This window comes from Streptomyces sp. NPDC054840 (genome assembly GCF_053611065.1).
The window spans coordinates 1-20,513 of sequence record NZ_JBSGZP010000038.1 but is presented as its reverse complement, the minus strand read 5'-3'; the positions used below and the strand labels follow the sequence as shown (position 1 = coordinate 20,513).

Genomic DNA, 20,513 nt, shown 5'->3' with positions numbered 1-20,513 from the left:
GACCGGCCATGTCCTTGGCGGGCTGGTAGGTGCCCTCGGCCTGCTCGGTTTTGCCCATGGCCACGGCACCCTCGTGGTGCTTGACCATCATCGTCAGGAAGGCGGTGTCGAACGCCTTGCCCGAGGCCGAGTCCAGCTGCTTCATCTCCTCGGCCGTCATCATCCCGGACATGTCGTGTCCCTCGTGGCCGGCGCCCTGGGCCGGGACCTGCTCGCCCCAGGAGGTCAGCCAGCCGGAGAGGGTCTTGATCTCCGGGTCCTGCGCCTTCTTGATCTCGCCGGCCAGCTTCTTCACCTCGGCCGACTCGGCGCGCGTCGCCGCCAGGTCGGCCATCTCGACGGCCTGACGGTGATGGGGAATCATCCCCTGCGCGAACGCGACGTCGGCGGCATTGTGGTCGCCCTTCCGCGCGGGGGCGGAGGCGGAGACGGAGGCGGCCGGCGAGGCGGCGTTGTGCCCGTTGTGGGCCGAGCCACTGTCATCGCCGTTTCCGCCGCAGGCGGCGAGGACGAGGGCGGCGGTGGCGGTGGCGGCCACGGCGGTGGCGCGACGGATCAGGGAACGCTCGGTGGTCATGTGCAACTCCTGCAGAGAGCACGCGCGCGACTGCGGGCGTGCGGAAGTAGGGCGGTGGCGAGAGGCTGGCCGGCCCTCTTGGGCCGGACACGCCGGGCCGACCTATATGCGCAGGAGCTGCAGCTCACTCAGTGACGGCGGTGCCCGTCCGCAGGCGGTGGCGCCGGGGACGACCCCGTGCGCGATGAAAGCCTGGTCTTGCACGTGGCCGGTCAGGACCGCGGGCGCGGGGAGAACCGGGGCGCCGGCCGTGCCGGTGGCGGCGCACGTCGCATCGGCGTGCTCGGCGTGCCCGCTTCCTCCGCTGCCTGCCGGTTCGTCGGCATGGACGCACCCGTCCTGGCAGGCGGCATCGTCGGCGATCGCCTGCTCGTGGCCGGCGGCCGACGCATGGTGGGAAGTGGCCGCCGAGTGTGCGGCGGCCGACGCGGGGGCGGGCCCCAGGCCGTGCATGGCCACCAGCCCCGTCAGTACCGCCAGGACGAGGAGCAGGCAGGAACGCAGCCCGAAGGGCTTCACCGCTCGCACCACCTGGCCGTCCATGTCCGCATCGTAAGCGGCTCCCTCGGCGGGTGGCGAGGCGAGGGCCGGAACGACCACCCACCGGGAGGCAAGGCATTGACCCTGGACGGCGCGGACGCTCCGGCCGGCGGCAACAGCGAAGTCGCCGGGGATGCCGCTCGGCTTCTGACGCACCACGGGGGCTCGGCGCCTTCCGACCTGGCGCCGCGCAGCAGGGGGACAGGCAGGGCCGCCTGGCCCGACGCCCCTGGGCGCGCCCGTAGCGAGTCCCCGCAGACAGATCTCTCATGTTCCAGTCCTCCGGTCCCGGATTGATCACTCGACCGGGAAAGTGCGACCCGTCGGGGCGCGAGAGCGGGCCAAGGCGCTTGCATATACCCCCTAGGGGTATACATTGGGCATGTGAGCCCGCAGGTACGGGGTCACACTGGACGGGATTGGGGATGACGGTCATGGAACACGGCGCACAACACACCAGCACCGGGCACGACCACGCCGCGCACCAGGCGCACACGGGTCACGCCGGGCACCAGAAGGGCGGCGTGACGTGGGGGGCCGCCGCGAAGGCGACGCTGCACTGCCTGACCGGTTGCGCCATCGGCGAGATCCTCGGCATGGTCATCGGCACCGCCCTGATGTGGGGCAACGTCCCGACGATGATCCTCGCGATCACCCTGGCCTTCGTCTTCGGCTACTCCTTCACCTTGTTCGCGGTCCGCAAGGCCGGCCTGGACTTCAAAACCGCCGTCAAGGTGGCGCTGGCCGCCGACACCGTCTCGATCGCCGTGATGGAGCTCGTCGACAACGGCATCATCGCCCTGGTCCCCGGCGCGATGGACGCCCACCTGTCGGACTGGCTGTTCTGGACCGCGCTGCTGGGCGGCTTCGCCGTGGCCTTCGTGATCACGACGCCGGTGAACAAGTGGATGATCGGCCGCGGCAAGGGCCACGCCGTCGTCCACGCCTACCACTGACCCAGCCTTCCGGCACCAGCCGTACGGCACCGTGCCCGGCCGTACCCGTCAGCGGGCAGGCGACGCTGAACGACACGATCAGGTCCCACCCCGCCGCGTCCGTGGCCAGGTGACCACCCCGCACGGTCCGGGACGCCCTGCCGAACGTGTTCCGACGTGAAGTCAGCGTTTGGCTGGAGAGCATCAGCACTAGGCCGTAAGCCGACCACGCGCCGGCCGGGCGGGATGGACGGCCGTACTGGTAGCCGGCTGGCTCTGTCGTGCTTTCGTCCGCCGTCTGCTCGGCTTCCTCTTCGAGGGCTTCCTGCCGAGTCATGCCACCGGCGGCCTGTCGCCCGGTGGGGACCATTGCGGAGCAGGTCGGCGGACGCGGCCTCCGGCTCGCCCCGCCAGCTCTGCGACCTGGCCGAGATCCGCTCCGGCCCCGACCGGGGGACCGTCATCCGCCGCCATATGGACGCCCTTCCCCAGGCGCCGGCTCGGCGCGCGGGCCGGCGGTACCCGGATATTCCGCCCCGACCGAACGCGGGCACGATCAAGCCATCCTCCCGTCACCTGATCGGCTCAGCAGGATCTAGAGTGTCCGCGTGACCGAGCAGAATCACGACCTCATCGCCGGCCGGTACCAGTTGGTCGAACGCATCGGCCAGGGCGGCATGGGACGGGTGTGGCGCGGCCTCGACCAGCACCTCTTCGGCCGCGAAGTCGCCGTCAAGGAGATCCTCTTCCCGCCGGGCATGGAGGACGAGGACCGCGCCGCGCTGCTCCGGCGGTTCACAGGCGAGGCCCGCGCAGCGGTCACTCTCAGCCACCCCGGGATCATCACCGTCCACGACGTCGTGGACCACCACGGCGCGCCCGTCATCGTCATGGAGCTGATCCGCGGGCAGTCCCTGGCCGCCGCCATCCGCGATATGGGCCGACTGCCCGTGCGGCGGGTGGCCGAGATCGGCGCCGCCGTCCTCGACGCGCTCGGAGAGGCGCACGGGGCGCGGATCATCCACCGCGACATCAAGCCGGACAACGTGCTCCTGACCAAGGACCGTGTCGTCCTCACCGACTTCGGCATCGCCCATCTGGCGGACGCCACGACCAAGCTGAGCCACAGCGGGATCGTCATCGGCACCCCCCAGTACATGCCGCCGGAGCAGCTGGAGGGCAAGCGCCCGACCCCCGCCAACGACCTGTGGGCGCTCGGCGCCACCCTCTACCACGCCGTCGAGGGGCACCCGCCGTTCGAGGCGGAGGGGCTCCACGCCCTCGCCGTGGCCGTGTTCACCCGCCCGCACCGGCCGCCGGTCCACGCCGGCCCGCTGGCACCCGTACTGGACGCGCTCCTCACCAAGGACCCGGCGCAGCGTGTGGGCGCCGCGCAAACCGCCGAGATGCTGGCGGCGGTGCTGCGGTCCTCCCCGTCCCCGGCCGACGCGTCCACCGGGCCCGGACCGGTGCCCCGGCCCGACCCCGCAAGCGAACCCGCCCCCGCCCCCGCCCCCGTCCCCACGCCCGATCCCAGGACGGCCCCCCTGCCGGCGCCGGACGCACCGACGGCACCCGAGCAGGCACCGGTCCCGGCGACCCCCACGGTCGCGGACCCCCGGTCGGGTGACGGCGCTCCCCAGCGCCCCGTACCGGACAGGCACACCGTCCCGCCCGTCCCCGTACCCCCGGCCGGGAGCCCGCTCACGCTCGAAGAGAGGGCCGGGACGGAGCACGGCGAGCGGGCCTCCACCCGGCGGCGGGCCCTGACCCGCCGCTCCCTGGTCCTGGGCGCGGCACTGGCCACGCTCACCACGGGTTCCGTCCTGACCTGGACCCTCAACCATGACGACGAGGCACCCCGCGGCGGCGGGACGGCCGGCAGCGGCTCGGCGGCTTCCGTCACCGTGGTGATCGGCGTGGACGCACCGCTCAGCGGCGCCCTGTCCTCCATGGGCGCCGGAATGAAGAACTCCGCAGACCTGGCGGTCAGGACGGCCAACGAAAAGCGCCACGTCCCCGGCGTCACCTTCGAGATCAAGGCCCTGGACGACGCGGCCGATCCCGCAAAGGGCGCCCCCAACGCCGCCCGGTTCGTGTCCGACGAGCAGGTGCTGGGGGTCGTCGGCCCCCTCAACTCCGCTGTCTCCAAGACCTTCGTGCCCCCGCTCGCGCGCGCGGACCTGGTCAACGTGTCACCGGGCAACACCGACCCCGTGCTGACGCTCGGCCCCCACTGGGCCGCGGGCACCACCTCCCGTCCTTACTCCACCTACTTCCGCACCGTGGCCACGGACGTCGACCAGGGGCCGTTCGCCGCCCGCCACCTGCACGGCGAAGCGAAGAAGAACAAGCTGTACGTGGTCGACGACGCGAGCGCCCACGGCACCGCCCTCACCGCCGGCCTCAAGGCCGAGTTCACCAAGCTCGGCGGGACCGTCGTCGGCACCGAGCAGGTGGACCCCGCCGAACGCGCCTTCGCGGGCCTCGCCGAGCGGGTGCGTTCCTCCGGTGCCGACGCCGTCTACTTCGGCGGCTACTACGACACCGCGGCGCCGCTCTCCCAGCAGCTGGAGAAGGCTGGGGTGACTGCCCCGCTGATGGGCGGCGACGGCATCTTCGACCAGCAGTACCTCACGGCGAACCCGAAGGCCGAGGGCGACCTCGCGACCAACATCGGCGTGGCCGCGGAGGAATCGGCGGCGGGCCAGGACTTCCTCGCCCGGTACGAGAAGGCCGGGTACCCGGAGGCGGCCGGCTGGTACGGCCCCTACGCGTACGACGCGACCTGGACCCTCATCGAAGCGGTGAAGGCCGTCGTGACGGCCAACGGCGGCACCCTCCCCGGCGACGCCCGGGCGAAACTGCCGCAGGCCGTGGCGCGATCGGGCTTCGACGGCGTCACCGGCCGCGTCGCCTTCGACGGGAACGGTGACACGGTCAACCGCCGGCTGACGGTGTACGCGGTGAACGGCGGCGCCTGGGCCACCATGACGAGCGGCTCCGCCACCCCCCTGACGCCCACCGCGGCGCCGTTCACCACGTGTTCAGGCGCCGGAGTGTGCCCCGTCGCCGGTGCCGAGGAGGGGGAGGGCCAGCCGGCGTTCGACGTCGTTGGGCAGTGACCACAGTTCGCTGCGCCGCTTCCGGTCCTGCGCACCTTGGCGGTCGGCGCGGCGGATCCCGGGCACGGCGAGGGCCAGGGCGGTCAGGGACGCGGCCAGCCCGGCGCCGAGGAGTGCACCGGCGAGTACGGCCCCGTCCGCCACGGCGAACGGCAGCGCGAACCCGAGGCAGAGCGTGCCGAGGCCGCCGAGGACGGCCAGCATCCACCACAGCGGAGTGAGCGGGTGCTCATCGCGCAGATGGTCGACCAGCTGCCGGTCGGTGGGACGCCGCCGGCGGTGCGCCTGGGCGGCGGCGAACAGCTCGGCACGTCCGCGCAACGCCCAGACGGCGCGTACTCCCACCCATGCGACGGGCACCACGAGCAACGTCACCGGCACCAGGACCGCCTGAACCGTCCGCGGCACCGGCACCCCGCCGGAGGCGTCGGCCACCACGGATGCCACGGCGGCTGCCGCGAGCACGGCACCCGCCGCGCTCGTGACCACGAGCCGGCGCCGGGCCCGGCGTACCCGAGCGCTGAGAGGGAACTCGACCGCGTCCAACGTCTTCTCCGTTCGATGACCGCAGGTACTCTACGCAGCCCGGCGGGGAAGCGGAGCAGCTCATCTCCCCATGCGCCGCCCTGGCCCGACCCCGCGCCGAGGACTTCGAGGCTCCGGAGGCGGGATCACGGTTCAGCCGGCGCTGATCGCCGTCACGTGCGTGGAGCCGTCCCGCAGCGCCGTGATGCGGACCTGCCCCGCGGGGAAGGGGTCCCTCCCGTTCGGACCGGGTATCTGCGAGAACGGCGTCCAGGAGCCGTCCGGCCTCCTGACGTTGTGCCAGACCCGTCCGTCGAGCCCGACCGCCACGACCTGGGCCGAACCGTCGGGTGTCCCGGCGATGCCGATGGCGCTGGCCCCCATGGTGGCCGTGGTGACGCCCCGCGGGGGCCGGAAGCCGGTCCAGGAGCCGTCCGGCCGCCGCAGCTGGTGGTACACCATCCCGTCGAGCCCGATCGCGAGGACCTGGGAGGAGCCGTCGGGCATCCCGGTGATCGCCAGGGCCGGACCGCAGAACGTCGGAGCCCCGTTGTAGCCGGCCAGGCGACCCCAGGCCGTCCACGCACCGTCCCGCCCGCGCGCGCAGTGGTACATGGCACCGTCCGTGCCGTAACTGAGCAGCTGGGCGCACCCGTCGGGCATGGCGGCGATCGACACCTTCGTGGCGCCCCAGCGGCTCTTCGCGGTGAAGCCGGGCAGGGTTCGGAACCCGGGCAGTCCGCCGTCGGCGCGGCGCTGCTGGTGGAAGGTGGTGCCGTCCATGGCGGTCACCACGATCTGGCAGGTGCCGTCGGGGAAGGCCGCGATGTCCGCCTCCCGCACCGTGAATGCGGCCGAGCCCTCCGGCCCCGCGACGCGCTGCCAGGGCTGCAGCGTGGCCGAACCCCGTACGGTGGTCAGCCACAGGCCGTTGTCGGGCGCGATGCCCAGCACCACGGCCGAGCCGTCCGCCATGCCTGCCACGGCGCTCTGCACCCCCGTGAACGAGCCGGCGGCCGAGCCGGATCCGGCGGCAGCCGGCAGTGGACGCATACCGCTCCACACCCCGTCGGGCCGGCGCTCGGTGTGGAAGAGCACCCGCCGCTCGACGTCGTACGGGGGCAGTTGCGCGGAGTAGAACCACACCGGGTTGGTGATGGCCACCAGTTGGTCCAAGGTGGTGGAGGCGGGCTTCGGCCGGCGCACCTCGGCACGGGCGAACAGGGAGGCCTTGCCCCAGCCACGCCAGCGCAGCTGCCCCTTACCGCTGCCGTCGATGCAGGTGGCGGCCATGATGCCCCACTCGGTGTACAGCGTGGCGATGCTGTCCGGGGCGCCCGTCACGTTCAAGGTCACGTCGACGGCGTCGAAGAACGACAGCGGCAGTTCCTCCCCGGGCCCCGCGACCGCTCCGCCGGAGCGAGCGGTGAAGTCCAAGGTCACGGCGGCGGATTCGACGGCGTACGACCGGCCCAGGCGCAGTGCGTCCAATACGGCGGGCGTCGACAGACCGGCCGCGTACACGACGTTGTGGGGTCGGCCGACGGCGTCCGCGGGGCTGTGAGCGTCGCTGTTGCCGACGGCGGCGACCCGCTTGCCCAGGCAGAGCATGACGTGCCAGGCGGCGATGTTGGCCGCGTCGTCCAGGGTCCACGGTCCGTTCCACACCTCCAGCGCGTCCACGCGGTCGAGGCCGAACTCCCAGAAGGAGCCCGCCGCCGGAGTGAGGGGATGGGCGGCGATCGCGAGTCCGCCCAGACTGTGCACGCGCCGGGCCTGGTCCTCGAAGGCCCCCTGGTTCGCGGGGCCGTAGCGCCAGTCCACCCATTCGCCTTGCGGCAGGCCGACCGCCAGCCAGTGGCCGTGGCGGGTGGTGACCTCCTCGGCGTTGACGACCAGCAGGTCGGCCGGGATGTTGCCGCGCCACGTCACCCCCGTGGAGCTGGTGTTGTGGTCGGAGGTGGCGATGAAGTGCAGCCCCTCCTGGCGCGCAGCCGCGACGATCTCGTCCACCGTGCGCTGCCCGTCGGAGTGGACGCTGTGCAGGTGCAGGTCACCCCGGTACCAGCCGGGACCCCGCCCGGCCACCGACGTCGGCAGGATGTCGTACGGGGTCCGGGGGAGCGGGTCTCCGTAATGGAGGGTGACATCGACCTGCCAGGCCATGCCCCCTGCGCTGCCGACCATCGGCCCCAGGATGACCGACCACCCGCCGGGGTCGACGGGGCCGGGCACGTAGCCGGGGGTGGCGTCCGCGGCGGAGAGCGTGAACCCGCTCCGTGCGCCGCCGGACCAGCCGCGGAAGCCGGACGGCCCGAAGGCGCCGAGGTCCAGGATGCCGGCGGCGGCGTCGTGGGTGGTGGCGACGGAGATCCGGTGGACTCCGGCGGGGACGTCGAAGGGGACGTACGCCCACTGGTCGTTGCCCTGGGGGGAGTGGCCGCGGTAGGTGGTGGTCACCGTGTCGGTGCCCTGGCCCCTCGTCGCGGCGTGCGCGATCGGCGCGGGAACCAGCGCGGCGACTCCGCCCGCGGCCAGCAGGGCGCCTAAGCGGAGCAGGGAACGGCGCTCGACAGGTGAGCCGGGGCCGGGGCCGGGGGCGAGGGCCGGGTCGAGCGCATCGCTCCGGAGGTGTTCACTCGGCACAGCTGTGCTCTCCGTTCACGTGGGGGTGTCAGGGAAGGCGTGCGTGCTGGTGCGAGGGTGCGAGGGTGCGGGGACGTCGGGGCCCCGGGGACGCGAGGGTGCGGGGCCGCGCGTGAACGGCCGGCCCCGGCTAACGGCTCGAACGCTGGGCCTCGACGATTTGTCGCACGGACCCGTCGACGTCCGTACGGGCCTGGACGCGCTCGGCGAACCCGGGGAACTGCCCGGCGATGGCACTCAGCAGCCGCAGTTCCAGCGGCGCGACGTTGACCTCGCACCGGTCGCGCCGGACGGCCCGTTCGACGCCGTCGGCGACCTGGCCGGGCGTGACGGTCCTGATGCCCTTCGGCGTGGTGGCACCGGTGGCCGCGAACATCCCGGCGTCACGGACGAAGCCGGGCTGGACCAGGGACACCCCCACCCCCGTACCCCTGAGTTCCTGGCGCAGGGCGAGTGCGAATCCGCGCAGCCCGAACTTCGTCGCGTTGTACAGGGAGGTCGACTTGGTCGCCGCCTTGCCCGAAATGGAGCCGACCAGCACGATGTGCCCGCGGCCGCGGCCCACCATGTGCTCCGCGAGCAGCCGCGACAGCACGACGGGCGCGCGGAGGTTGACGTCGAGGGCGCGGTCGAGCTGGTCCTCGGTGTAGTCCAGCAGGTCGCCGCTGGCGGGCAGGGCGGCATTCGCGACGAGGATGTCCGCCTCCGCGCAGCTCTCGGCGAGCCGTACGACGTCGGACCGTACGGCCAGATCGGCGACCACGGTACGGGCGCCACAGGCGTCGGCGGTGGCCTTCAGGGCCTCCTCCCGCCGCCCGGTGACCGTGAGGCGGGCCCCTCGCGCGGTCAGGCGCGCGGCCAGAGCAGTCCCGATGCCTCCGGTGGCGCCGGTGAGCAGAACGTTCGATCCGGATATGTCCACGACCACTCCCGTGCGGCTGGGGAAGTCCCTCAACTCAACTGTTCGTTCGAACGAACAGTATGGATGGCTCCGCTCCTTGTCCACACTTCGTCGTCCCCAACTCCCGGCCCCGCCTGGGCGGTCGAACAGGCCGATGGGGCAGAATTACGCCATGTCCCCTGCTTCCGACACCCGCCAGAGCATCATCGACGCCGTACTGCGGATCATCGGGCAGGACGGCATCGCCGCCGTCACCAACCGGCGGATCGCCAAGGAGGCCGCAGTCTCCCTCGGTTCCGTCACCTACCACTTCGCCACGCAGCACGAGCTGCTGCGGGAGAGCCTGTTGCACTTCGTGGCCGAGGAGACCCGGCACTTCACCGCACTCGCCGACGAATGCTCCGACGAGCACTTCGACATCGGGCAGGCGGCCGAGGTGGTGGCGCAGGTGGCGGGCGGCAACGCCTTCGACAGCCGCCATATCGCGCCGTTCGAGCTGTACGTCCAGGCCGGCCGCGACGAACGGCTGCGCGCCGCCGCAGCCGAGTGTTTCGCCGCCTACGACCTGCTGGCCACCCGGATCCTGACCCACCTCGGTGTCCCGGACCCCGAGCGTCTGGCCGGGGTGGCCGTCGCCCTCGTCTTCGGGCAGCAGCTACGCCGCCTGGCCACCGGCGCCCCCGCCGAGGACCTCGTCGACACCCTGCTGATCCTCACGAAGTTCACCCCGATGTAGGCCGTCCGAGGTGCGCCGGAGCCGGGCGAGGTGTGTTTCGCACGGTGCGCGTCTGCGCGGCGACTTCAGTACGTGTATCCCACGTGCGCGAGGGCCTGCTTCAGCAGCGCGGCGTGCCCGCCCGGCATCTCGCCCTGCACGGCCGCCGACAGCGCTTCCTGAGGGCTGAACCAGACCAGGTCCAGGGCGTCCTGGCGAGGGCGGCAATCACCGGTGACCGGCACGATGTAGGCCAGCGACACCGCGTGCTGGCGAGGGTCGTGGTAGGGGGTGACACCCGCCGTCGGGAAGTACTCGGCGACGGTGAAGGGCTGGAGGGAAGCGGGGATGCGCGGCAGGGCCACGGGTCCCAGGTCCTTCTCCAGGTGGCGGAGCAGCGCGTCACGGATCCGCTCGTGGTGCATGACACGGCCGGACACCAGGGTCCGGCTCATCGCTCCGTCCGTGTCGATCCGCAGGAGCAGTCCGATGGTGGTGACTTCGCCGGTGTCGTCCACGCGTACGGGGACGGCCTCGACGTACAGGATCGGCATCTGGGCCCGGGCCATCTGCAGTTCGTCGTCGGTCAGCCAGCCGGGCGTGGTTTCGGTCGTGTCAGACATTCCTTGATCCTACTTTCCAGGGTGGGGTCCGGCCCAGATCACACGTCCACCCGGCCCATGGAGAGCGGCCCCGCGGGGCTGTCCCCAGCGACCCGGACCGGCGAGATTCTGCCTCCCAGGGGGTTGACGTAACGTTTGAGCATGAGCATGTCGCAGCCACAGCAACCCCCCGGCCCCTACGGGCCCCCGCAGCCCCCGCATCCCTACGGTGGACAGCCGTACGCCGCACATCCCGCGCAGCAGCAGCCGTACCCGGGACAGCCGTACCCGGGACAGCCCCTTCCGCCGCAGCAGTACCCCGGTCGAGGAGCATGGGGGCAGCCTCCGACGGGCACGCCGCCGCGCAAGAACCGGACGGGCATGGTGATCGGGATCGTCGTGGGATCGCTGGTGGTGCTCGGTGTGCTCGGCGCGATCGGAGCCGGGCTGAGCGGATCCGGCTTTCCCGAGGCCCGGTACCGGCTCACCGTTCCCAAGACCCTGGTGGACGGCAAGTACAAGCTGATCCAGGACCATTCGGACACCGATGGCAAGAAAGCCCTGAAGGGCACCTACGACTCGAAGATCCGCGATCCGAAGCCGGCGGTCGGCCAGTACGCCTTCGAATCCCCGAAGGAGTCGGGCGCCTTGGTCGTCTCGGGGATGTACGGCCAGTTCAAGGACCCCGCGACGGCCCGCGAGAAGATGCTGCGCGGGGCCGCGGACTCCGAGGGCTCGTCCCTGGGGGTCCCCGCGCGGGACATCACGCCCACCGGCTCCGACGTCACCCTGTCCTGCCAGGTCCTGACGGTGCGCCAGGGTGGGGTCGAGAGCTCCCTGCCGATGTGCGCCTGGGCCGACGAGAACACCGGTGCCTCGGTCGGGATCGTCAGCCAGGAGACAGCGCCGCAGAAGCCCGGGTCCGTCGACCTCGCGAAGACCGCCGAGACGACCCTGAAGGTGCGTGCGGAGATGCGGCAGCCGATCGGCTGACCCGGCTGCTTCGGAACCGGGCGCCCCGGGCAGGTGCCATCGCGGCGGGCGGTAGCGGCGGCTCTAAACCGCCGCGCAGTTATGCCCAAAAGGTGACTTTCTGGAGCCTGAACCGGTCGGATAGCAATGACCGAGGCGCCTGGTGCGGCCTGCCGATCGTCGGCGGAGACCCCAGCGCGCCGAGGAAGGAACGTCTCGTGATCCGTACCCGTCACGTCGCAGCCCTGGCCACCATGGCCGTCACCGCCCTCGCCATCGCCGTGAGCCCCGCCTCGGCGGCACCCGGCGACACGCTCACCATGTGCTCCAGCACGCTCACCCCGGACGGCTGGGTGGACGCCCAGTGGTGGAACAGCGGCGGTTGCGGCTCAGGCTTCACGCCCAACACCAAGCAGATCAAGGACCTGAGAGGTTACCCGGTCGGCACCCAGGTCAACGCCTGCGCGTCCACGTGGCCGCCCGCCGGCTGGACCATCACCAACACCTACTATTCGAGCGGCTGTCGCTACTCCGCCGTCCCCAGTTTCAACCCCAACACCTGGACCCTGAAGCGCACCTCCTGATCTCGCGCCGTCGCCGTGGCCGGCCGGCGGTGCCGGCACCTGAACGGGCTCGGCGGCCGGTGCGTGTCGTCTCTTTCGGATCTTGCCGAGCCGGCGGCTCCGGCCAGGCATGATCCGAAAGAAAACGCCCTAACGGGTGCCGGAGCGCACGCGGACCTCGCGGACCTCAGTCACCTCGGTCGCCTCGGTCATCGTGTTCTGGTTCGCCCCGGGGCGGTCCTGCTCGAAGGTCCGGAGCAGGTCCGCCGCGACGCTCACCGCGATCGTGGCAGGTTCCTTGCCGGTGATCTCGGTCATTCCGATCGGAGTCTTGATCCGATCGATGGTGGCGGCGTCATGACCGCCCTCGGTGGCCAGGCGCTTGCGGAACCGCACCCACTTGGCGGCCGAGCCGATCAGACCGATCGAGCCGAGACCGGTGGTGCGCAAGGCGGCGTCGCACAGCGCGGCGTCCTCGGCGTGATCATGCGTCATGATCAGGACGTGGGCGCCAGGCGGAAGCTCCGTGAGCACCTCCTCCGGCAGCAGCGGTGTGTGGTGCACGTGGATCTGCGCCACCGCATCCGCGAGCACACCGAGCCGTTCGTCGGTGAGCATGTCGGACCGGGTGTCGATCAGGTGCAGATCGAGGTTGTGGCGGGCCAGGATGCGGGCCAGCTCAAGTCCGACGTGCCCGACGCCGAAGACGGCCACCGCCTGGACCACCGGCAGCGGTTCGAGGAGCAGGCTGACGGCGCCGCCGCAGCACTGCACACCGTGGGGTCCGCTGACCTTGTCGTTGAGGGCGAACTCCATCAGTTCCGGCTGAGGATCGGGCTCGACGTTGAGCTGGCGGGCCCGGTCGATGGCGACGGCCTCGATGTTGCCGCCGCCGATCGAACCCCAGGTCTCGGTCTGTCCCACAACGAGTTTGGCACCGGCCCCGCGGGGCGCGTGGCCGCGCACGGTCGCGACGGTCACGAGCACGCCGGGTTCCCGGCGTGCCCGCAACCGCGTGACCGCGGCGATCCAGGTCATGTCAGGCATTGCTCAAAGCGCTTGTGTCGGTTCGGATCTCGCCGCCGTCGAGAGCGTGGCCGTCGGCGCTCCGTACGTCGTCCGTCCCGCGGACCGACTCGATCGCCCAGAAGACCGCTTCCGGCGTCGCGGGGGCGGCGAGTTCCACGCTGACACCGGCGGGACCGAACGACGCGGCGGCCTGCCGCAGCGCCTCGCGCACGCAGAACGCCAGCATCAGCGGAGGCTCGCCGACCGCCTTGGACCCGTACACGGCGCCCTCTTCGGTGGCGTTCTCCATCAGCGTGACGTTGAACTCCTCGGGCATCTCCGAGAAGCTCGGCAGCTTGTAGGTGCTCGCGGCCTGGGTCAGCAGTCGGCCGCGGTTCGGCCCGTCACCGGTGTCCCAGCGCATGTCCTCAAGCGTCAGCCAGCCCGCGCCCTGTACGAAACCGCCCTCGACCTGACCGATGTCGATCATCGGGGACAGGCTGTCGCCGACGTCGTGCACGATGTCCACCCGGCGGATGCGGTATGCGCCGGTGAAGCCGTCCACCTCCACCTCGGCCGCGGCGGCGCCGTAGGAGAAGTACTTGAACGGGGAGCCCCTGAAGCTCTTGGCGTCCCAGTGCAGCCCCTCGGTCCGGTAGTAACCGGACGCCGACAGCTGAACGCGCTGGAAGTACGCGGTGCGCACCAGGTCGTCCCAGGCCAGCTCCTCGTCGCTGCCCAGGGTGCGGGCGACACCATCGACGATGCGCACGTCCGAGGCGTTCGAACCCAGCCGGCCGGCGGCCACCTGCAGCAGCCGCGCGCGCAACTGCTCGCACGCGTTCTTCACCGCACCGCCGTTGAGGTCCGCACCGGAACTGGCGGCAGTGGCGGAGGTGTTGGGCACCTTGTCGGTACGGGTGGGGGCCAGCCTCACCTTGTGCAGCGGGATGCCCAAGGTGGTCGCGGCCACCTGCAGCATCTTGGTGTGCAGGCCCTGACCCATCTCGGTGCCACCGTGGTTGATCAGGACGGAGCCGTCCTTGTAGATCAGCACCAGCGCGCCGGCCTGGTTGAAGGCAGTGAGGTTGAACGAGATGCCGAACTTGATGCCGGTGATCGCGAGCGCCCGCTTGGTGTGCGGGTGCGCGGCGTTGAAGGCCGCGATCTCACGCTTGCGGTCGGCGATGGCGCCGTTGTTCTCGACCTGCTGCCAGACAGCGGCGATCCGTTCCGCCTGCGGGACCGGCTGGCCGTACGGCGTCGCCTGACCGAGACCCGGCTGGTAGAAGTTGCGCTTGCGCAGTTCCATCGCGTCCAGGCCGAGCAGCGGCGCGACCCGGCCCAGGATGTCCTCGATCACCAGCATGCCCTGCGGTCCGCCGAAGCCGCGGAAGGCCGTGTTGGAGACCTTGTTGGTCTTGGCGATGCGACCGGCGACCCGGGCGTTGGGAATCCAGTACGTGTTGTCGATGTGGCACAGCGCCCGGGCGCACACCGGCTCGGACAGGTCCAGGCTCCAGCCGCCGTCCGCGGTCAGCGTGGCATCCAGCGCCTGGATGCGCCCGTCGGAGTCGAAGCCGATCTTCCAGGCGGCGTGGAACCCGTGCCGCTTGCCGGACATGGTGAGGTCCTGGGTGCGGTTGAGCCGCACCCGGACCGGCCGGCCGGTCAGCTTGGCGCCGAGCGCGGCGATGGCCGCGAAGCCGTGCGGCTGCATCTCCTTGCCGCCGAAGCCGCCGCCCATCCGCAGGCACTGCACGGTCACCTCGTGGCTGTGCAGACCGAGGACGTGGGCGACGATCTCCTGGGTCTCCGAGGGGTGCTGGGTGCTGCTCTGGATGAACACCTGCTCGGCCTCGTCGATGTAGGCCAGCGAGGCGTGCGTCTCCAGGTAGAAGTGCTCCTGGTCGGAGAACTGGAACTCGCCGGTGAACACGTGCGCGGAGTCGGCGAAGCCGGCGTCGATGTCGCCGGTCACCATCACGGGCCGGGCGCCGTGGAAGCTCTCGGCCGCGATCGCTTCCTTCAGTGTGACGATGGAGGGCAGTTCGTCGAGTTCGACCTCGACGGCCGCCGCGCCGAGCCGGGCCGCCTCCAGGGTTTCACCGAGCACCCAGGCGACCGCGTGGCCGTGGAACATGACCTCGTCGGGGAAGAGCGGCTCGTCGTGCTTCATGCCGGCGTCGTTGACACCGGGCACGTCGGCGACGGTCAGCACGCGGACCACGCCGGGCACGGCGAGCGCGGGTTCGGTGCGCAGCGCGGTGATCCGGCCCCGGGTCTTCATGACCTGGACGGGGTAGGCGTGCAGCGTGTCCTTGGTGCGGTGCACCAGGTCGTCGGTGTAGAGCGCGGTGCCGGTGACGTGCAGCACGGCACTTTCGTGCGGCATGGAGACGCCGACTACCGGCTTCTCGGGACGTTCGGACAAATGGCTCATGAAGACACCGCCTCGGTGGTTTGCGCGTGCAGCTTCAACAGGCTCTGGCCGAGCATCGCGGAACGGTAGACGGAGCTCGCACGGTGATCGCTCATCGGCGTGCCCTCACCCCGCAGCACACGGGCCGCGGCCTCGACCGTCTCCGCCGACCACGGCCTGCCCTCCAGGGCCGCCTCGGTGGCGAGGGCGCGGATAGGGGTGGCGGCCACGCCGCCCAGACCGATGCGTGCCTTGCGGACGATTCCGCCCTCGATGTCGAGTGCGAATCCGATCGCCACGCTGGAGATGTCGTCGAAGCGCCGCTTGGCGATCTTGTGGAAGGCCGTGACCGGCGACAGCGGCAGCGGGACGCGCACCGCGCGGATCAGCTCACCGGGACGGCGCACGCTCTGCCGGTAGCCGGTGAAGTACTCCGCGAGCGGGACGACGCGCTCACCGTCGGCGTCGGCGAGCACGAGTGACGCCTCCAGGGCGAGCAGCACCGGCGGGCTGTCACCGATGGGTGAGCCGGTGCCCAGATTGCCGCCGATGGTGCCGCTGTTGCGGATGAGTCGGGAGGCGAACTGCGGGAACAGCTCGGCCAGCAGCGGGACATCGCCGTCGAGGCGGCGTTCGATCTCGGTGAGCGTCACCGCCGCCCCGATCTCGATGTAGTCGGATTCGACTCGCAGCTCCCGGAGTTCGGGCAGCCGGTCGATGGCGACCACGCACTCCGCCCGGCGGGAGCGGATGTTCACCTCGACGCCGTAGTCGGTGGAGCCGGCGACCACGACCGCGTCGGGCCGCTCGCGCAGCAGCCGCAGCGTTTCGGCCAGGGTGTCCTTCCGCAGGAACGTGGCGCCGTCCTGGGTGTATTCGGTGGCGACCGGCGCGGGCGGATCCTGCTCGCGACGCTGCGCCAGGGGGTCGTCCTCGGCGGGCTCACCGACCGCGAAGGCGGCATCGCGGATCGGGCGGTAACCGGTGCAGCGGCACAGGTTGCCGCTCAGCGCGTGCAGATCGAAGCCGTTCGGACCGTGCTCGGCGTCGCTGCTGTCGGCCGGCTCCGCATGCGAGCAGCGGTCGGGCCGGTAGTACTCGGAGGCCATGCTGCAGATGAACCCGGGCGTGCAGTAACCGCATTGGGAACCGCCGCGGACCGCCATCTCCTCCTGTACCGGGTGCAGCGTGGGCCGCGTACCGGCTTCGCCGACCGTGGCGAGACCTTCGGAGGTGATGATCTCCTGGCCGTCGAGTGCCGCGGCCGGAACCAGGCAGGCGTTGACAGCCACCCAGTCGGTGGGCTTGTTCACACCGGGACGGGCCACCAGGACCGAACAGGCGCCGCACTCACCCTCGGCGCAGCCCTCCTTGGTACCGGTGAGGCCACGCTCGCGCAGGAGATCCAGCACCGTGGTGTGGGGTGCAGCCGGTGAGAGCGGTGTCTCTTTCCCGTTGACCGTGATCCGCGCCGCTACCATGGCACAACCTCATTTCCGCGCATGGTCGAGCTGATTATGCTAGTAGCCATTTCAGGGGCTTTCTATTTCGCTGGCGCAGCCCTGGAAGAACCCGGAGCGCGACTCGGCACGCGACGACGTGCCGCAGGCGGTGTGAGAAATCGAAAGATGCCGGGGCCGCAGAAGGGCACACCGGAGAAGAAGGCTGTTCAGCAGCCGTGTGCTACGAGACCCGGAGTCCAGGCGATCTGATGCGCGGGGCGGTGCAGTTCGGAGATGATCGACATCCGACTTCGCCTCCTCCATCAGTTCACGGGCCGGTTCGCTCGAAGTTACGTTGCCGCAGGTCCATCGGTCAAGCCGCCGTGCGGAGACCATGTGGGCCCGCCGTAAGCCGGATCGGGGGCGGGTGGCGACGGACGGCCGGATCCGGCAGGTCGGGACGCTGACCGGAATCTGACGCATCGACCGGCGGAGACGTCGACCGGTCGACGGCACCGGAGCCCCACGCGTTCACCTCGGTCGCCCTGGTCTCGTGTCCCTCGTACTCGTCGCCGCCGCGGGCGCCCCCCAGGGCCTGGCCGACGCGCTCGAACACGGCGCGGACGGCTATCTGCGCCTCGTGGACGCCTCGCGGGTCGGAGCCGAGGAGGCGAGCCGGCTCCTGCGGGAGGCCGTGCAGGGTGCCCGGGCCGCGGGACACAGCCGGGAGACGGTGGGCCGCATCCCGGGCGTGAGCCGGCAGGCCGCCCGGCGGAGGTTCGCCGGGGCGTCCGTACCCGGCGTACCGACCTGTGGTGGGCCGGGCGCGGCGGAGCGCCGCATCCTCGGTCCGCTGACCGGCCCGGTCAAGGAACGCCGGCGACACCACGGGCCCGCGGCCCGGACGGGTGGCGCCGGATGACGGTGACGCCGACCTCGAAGTGACCTCCCGGCCCCGCGGGTCGGGCCGGACCAGGACGGTCACGTCATGGCAGTGGGCCAGGGGTCAGGGCGTCTGGAGCCTGTCCAGGATCCAGGCGCCGAGTTCCTCGGTGATGACCGTGTGCCCCTGGTTGTCGCTCGCGCACATGAAGTGGTCGAGTTCGCTGTCGGCGGGGTCGATCTTGCTGTAGAGCGCGTCGCGGTCGTCGATCTCGCCGGCCGCCACGGCGCTGACACTCGGAACGAACGTGGTCGCGTTGTACGTGAGTTCCGCCGGCTCGCCTTCGAGGAGCCCGGCCAGCATGGCGGCCGTGCCGAAGTTGGCGGGCCGGCCCGGCAGGTTCAGAGCCTCAGGGAACAGTCCACCGGGAGCGCCGTCGATGTCGGGCAGTCCGCTGATGGTGATCGGGATCTCGGGGGATCCGGTCTTCTTCAGGATGGCGACGATCTGCTCTCCCGTGTCCTGCGTGTCCAGACGGGTGCCCGTCAGTTCCGCACCGGTGGTGCGCATCGCCGTCACGCCGGCCGGGATGTTGTTCCCGGCGCCGGTGCCCGTGCCGTTGCCGACCCCGAGCCGTCGCACGCCGGGGGGCCAGCTGCCCACCCGCTCCAGCTCCGCGAGGATATCGGTGCGGGCCTGGTCCTGGTGGGCCTCCGCGGAGACGCTCTCGATGTGCCAGCGCAGCAATTGCCGGGCGGCCGGACTGTTGACCATCCGCGAGAAGCTGCCGAGGAGTGCGCCGAATCCGGGGAGGTCGCCCCAGTTGTCCTTCACGAAGTGCGCGAACGCCTGTACGGAGATGGGCAGCCAGGCTCCCCGGTGCGGGGTGTCGTAAGAGAGGTAGGTGGTGGTCTGGTGGTCGTCGCCGTCGTGGTGCATCTTGGCGAGGGCGTAACGGGTGACCAGCCCTCCCATGCTGAAGCCGCCGACCGTCAGCTTGGCGGACCCTTCGCGGTCCTCGATCGCCTTGTGGATGCACCGGATCGCCACGTCGGCGTTGTCGGTGATGGACGCCGACCGCTCCTCGAAGCCTAGGAGCACCAGGTCGAAGCCCGCCTCCCGCAGCTTGGAGATGAAGGGGTACTCGCCGTTCTCCAGGCCGTTCCACAGGGCGTCGGGATCGCTCTTGCCGGAGGAGAACCCGTCGGCGAGGATCACCGGCTTCCTGACTCGGGTCTGGCCCGGGGTGCTGTAGAACACCCAGGCGGTGCCCCCTTCGAGGGGCCACTCGGCGTCCCACGCGGATGTCCTCGCGTAGTGGGGCTGGACGCCCGGGAAGGTGTTGTCCCAGACGCTCACAACAGGCATGGACATGTAACCCGGCTCCTCTGTCTCGTGGTGCGGTACAGCCCGCCCCCGGGACGGCGGGCGCGGCGGGGCCGTCCCGGTCACGGCGCTGAACGCGGTCGGGGGGACGGCTTGCACATGCCAGCGACCTCGTGCCGATGTCATGTGCGGAACCGGAACCATGATCCCGAAGCAAGTACCTCAAAACCGCCGAATCCCGACCATGTCACTCGTACGTGGAATGAGGTTGCGTTGCAGGTCACAGGGCTGCAAGGGAAGAAACGATGATGCGGGCCCGACACGGTGCCGCAGGGGGTGCAGACGGTGGTCGCCCGCTCGCCGCAGGGCCGGCTGTGAGTCGGCCGAACGCCGGCCTATACGGCATCGGGCCGTCGAGGTCAGCAGCGCCCCGGGATGGTTAAGGGCAGATCAACTGAACCTTAAAGGTGCCTGTGGTCCCCTCGCCTCGCGTCGATCAGGACCGTCGGTACGAGTTCCGCGCAGCCGGCGACCGCCCCGGGCCTGGGGGGCGTGACCTGCGTCTTCGGACCTCCTCCCATGAGTCACGAGCCCCGCGGCCGGCCGCCGCACGGGACTCCAAACCTCCTCGCCGCCTGTTTCGTAAAAAGGCAACAGGACTGAACTCGCTTGAGGGGGCGGGCGTATGCAGGACGTCAGGGGGACGACGTCCAACGGATCGAGGAGTGCCAAGTGTCCAGAAAACGGACCATGAGTCTCAAGAAGAAGTTCGTGCTCTCTGCCGTCGCGGGAGCCCTGGTGATCGGCGGGGTCGCCGCCACGGTGGCGATCGGCAATGCCGCAGTTCCCGACGTCGTATGTCAGGGGTCGACGGTGACGTTGTCGGGTGAGGCGGGTGCGCCGGCGGCGTCGAGTGGGACGTTCCCGGTGGGGACGAAGTTGAAGGTGACGAATCTGGACAACGGTAAGTCGACGACGGTGGCGGTGAATGGTCCGTCGGGTAGTTGTGTGCTGCTGAACAACGCGGCTTTCGACACGGTGCGGGAGCCCGGCAAGAACCTGATCCGCCGAGCGCGTATCGAGCGAGTGGGTGGTGGCGGTGACGCGGCGGCTCCGGCGGCCTCCGCGGCTCCTGCGGCGGGTGCGTCGGGTGGGGCGGCTGTGCAGGTGCCGCCGGCGACCGGTGATGTGGTGTGTCAGGGGTCGACGGTGACGTTGTCGGGTGAGGCGGGTGCACCGGCGGCGTCGAGTGGGACGTTCCCGGTGGGGACGAAGTTGAAGGTGACGAATCTGGACAACGGTAAGTCGACGACGGTGGCGGTGAATGGTCC

The 20,513-nt window shown here is 71.0% G+C and carries 16 protein-coding genes and 1 pseudogene; 7 read left to right on the top strand and 10 right to left on the bottom strand.

All coding sequences use genetic code 11. The features are described from left to right. A partial coding sequence (locus ACWGIU_RS05310; protein ID WP_453702615.1) for a DUF305 domain-containing protein occupies window positions 1–577 on the bottom strand: 577 nt, incomplete at its 3' end. A 102-nt stretch (window positions 578–679) separates the two neighbouring features. Beyond that, window positions 680–1,120: a DUF6153 family protein gene (locus tag ACWGIU_RS05305; RefSeq protein WP_453702613.1), complete on the bottom strand. Its 441-nt coding sequence runs from the start codon at window positions 1,118–1,120 to the stop codon at window positions 680–682. A 431-nt stretch (window positions 1,121–1,551) separates the two neighbouring features. On the opposite strand from ACWGIU_RS05305, the gene ACWGIU_RS05300 reads away from it, so the two are divergent. Further along, window positions 1,552–2,073 carry a DUF4396 domain-containing protein gene (locus tag ACWGIU_RS05300; RefSeq protein WP_453702611.1) on the top strand — a complete coding sequence of 174 codons (522 nt, stop codon included), beginning with the start codon at window positions 1,552–1,554 and terminating at the stop codon, window positions 2,071–2,073. Window positions 2,074–2,660: 587 nt separating this feature from the next. Further along, window positions 2,661–5,177 carry an ABC transporter substrate-binding protein gene (locus ACWGIU_RS05295; RefSeq protein ID WP_453702609.1) on the top strand — a complete coding sequence of 839 codons (2,517 nt, stop codon included), beginning with the start codon at window positions 2,661–2,663 and terminating at the stop codon, window positions 5,175–5,177. Here the strand turns inward: ACWGIU_RS05295 and ACWGIU_RS05290 are convergent. The 3 genes from ACWGIU_RS05290 to ACWGIU_RS05280 all read right to left on the bottom strand — a co-directional run bounded on the left by ACWGIU_RS05290 (window position 5,100) and on the right by ACWGIU_RS05280 (window position 9,270). After that, a complete protein-coding gene (locus tag ACWGIU_RS05290) occupies window positions 5,100–5,723 on the bottom strand; it encodes a hypothetical protein (RefSeq protein WP_453702607.1) in 624 nt (207 codons plus the stop codon). The two genes, ACWGIU_RS05295 and ACWGIU_RS05290, sit on opposite strands and share 78 nt — an antisense overlap. 132 nt (window positions 5,724–5,855) lie before the next feature. Continuing rightward, the gene (locus tag ACWGIU_RS05285) at window positions 5,856–8,348 is read right to left on the bottom strand and encodes a CehA/McbA family metallohydrolase (RefSeq protein WP_453702605.1); all 2,493 of its coding nucleotides are present in this window, start codon (window positions 8,346–8,348) and stop codon (window positions 5,856–5,858) included. A gap of 130 nt (window positions 8,349–8,478) precedes the next feature. Continuing rightward, complete coding sequence (locus ACWGIU_RS05280; RefSeq protein WP_453702603.1) at window positions 8,479–9,270, bottom strand: SDR family NAD(P)-dependent oxidoreductase; 792 nt, start codon at window positions 9,268–9,270, stop codon at window positions 8,479–8,481. Between the two features lie 151 nt (window positions 9,271–9,421). Between ACWGIU_RS05280 and ACWGIU_RS05275 the strand changes: the two genes are divergently transcribed. After that, the gene (locus tag ACWGIU_RS05275; protein ID WP_453702601.1) at window positions 9,422–9,985 is read left to right on the top strand and encodes a TetR/AcrR family transcriptional regulator; all 564 of its coding nucleotides are present in this window, start codon (window positions 9,422–9,424) and stop codon (window positions 9,983–9,985) included. A 65-nt stretch (window positions 9,986–10,050) separates the two neighbouring features. On the opposite strand, the gene ACWGIU_RS05270 is transcribed toward ACWGIU_RS05275, so the two are convergent. Next, window positions 10,051–10,587: an NUDIX hydrolase family protein gene (locus tag ACWGIU_RS05270; protein ID WP_453702599.1), complete on the bottom strand. Its 537-nt coding sequence runs from the start codon at window positions 10,585–10,587 to the stop codon at window positions 10,051–10,053. A 141-nt stretch (window positions 10,588–10,728) separates the two neighbouring features. Here ACWGIU_RS05270 and ACWGIU_RS05265 point away from each other — a divergent pair, with 141 nt between their 5' ends. Then, entirely contained in the window at window positions 10,729–11,559 is an 831-nt protein-coding gene (locus ACWGIU_RS05265) for a hypothetical protein (RefSeq protein WP_453702597.1), read from the top strand. A gap of 197 nt (window positions 11,560–11,756) precedes the next feature. Beyond that, entirely contained in the window at window positions 11,757–12,122 is a 366-nt protein-coding gene (locus ACWGIU_RS05260; protein ID WP_453702596.1) for a hypothetical protein, read from the top strand. A gap of 129 nt (window positions 12,123–12,251) precedes the next feature. On the opposite strand, the gene xdhC is transcribed toward ACWGIU_RS05260, so the two are convergent. The 3 genes from xdhC to ACWGIU_RS05245 are packed head-to-tail and all read right to left on the bottom strand — an operon-like array spanning window position 12,252 to window position 17,012. Beyond that, window positions 12,252–13,139 carry a xanthine dehydrogenase accessory protein XdhC gene (xdhC, locus tag ACWGIU_RS05255; RefSeq protein ID WP_453702594.1) on the bottom strand — a complete coding sequence of 296 codons (888 nt, stop codon included), beginning with the start codon at window positions 13,137–13,139 and terminating at the stop codon, window positions 12,252–12,254. Between the two features lies 1 nt (window position 13,140). After that, window positions 13,141–15,552, bottom strand: coding sequence for a xanthine dehydrogenase molybdopterin binding subunit (xdhB, locus tag ACWGIU_RS05250; protein WP_453702592.1), 2,412 nt, complete (start codon window positions 15,550–15,552; stop codon window positions 13,141–13,143). Further along, entirely contained in the window at window positions 15,549–17,012 is a 1,464-nt protein-coding gene (locus ACWGIU_RS05245; protein ID WP_453702590.1) for a xanthine dehydrogenase small subunit, read from the bottom strand. The genes xdhB and ACWGIU_RS05245 overlap by 4 nt, the downstream gene beginning before the upstream one ends. 514 nt (window positions 17,013–17,526) lie before the next feature. Here ACWGIU_RS05245 and ACWGIU_RS05240 point away from each other — a divergent pair. Continuing rightward, the gene (locus ACWGIU_RS05240) at window positions 17,527–17,895 is read left to right on the top strand and encodes a hypothetical protein (protein ID WP_453702588.1); all 369 of its coding nucleotides are present in this window, start codon (window positions 17,527–17,529) and stop codon (window positions 17,893–17,895) included. 84 nt (window positions 17,896–17,979) lie between these two features. Here the strand turns inward: ACWGIU_RS05240 and ACWGIU_RS05235 are convergent, their stop codons facing one another. Beyond that, on the bottom strand, window positions 17,980–19,230 hold the full coding sequence (locus ACWGIU_RS05235) for an esterase/lipase family protein (RefSeq protein ID WP_453702586.1): 1,251 nt from the start codon (window positions 19,228–19,230) through the stop codon (window positions 17,980–17,982). A gap of 783 nt (window positions 19,231–20,013) precedes the next feature. Here ACWGIU_RS05235 and ACWGIU_RS05230 point away from each other — a divergent pair. Continuing rightward, window positions 20,014–20,274: pseudogene (locus ACWGIU_RS05230) on the top strand (hypothetical protein); the annotation flags it as partial. Window positions 20,275–20,513: the final 239 nt, after the last annotated feature.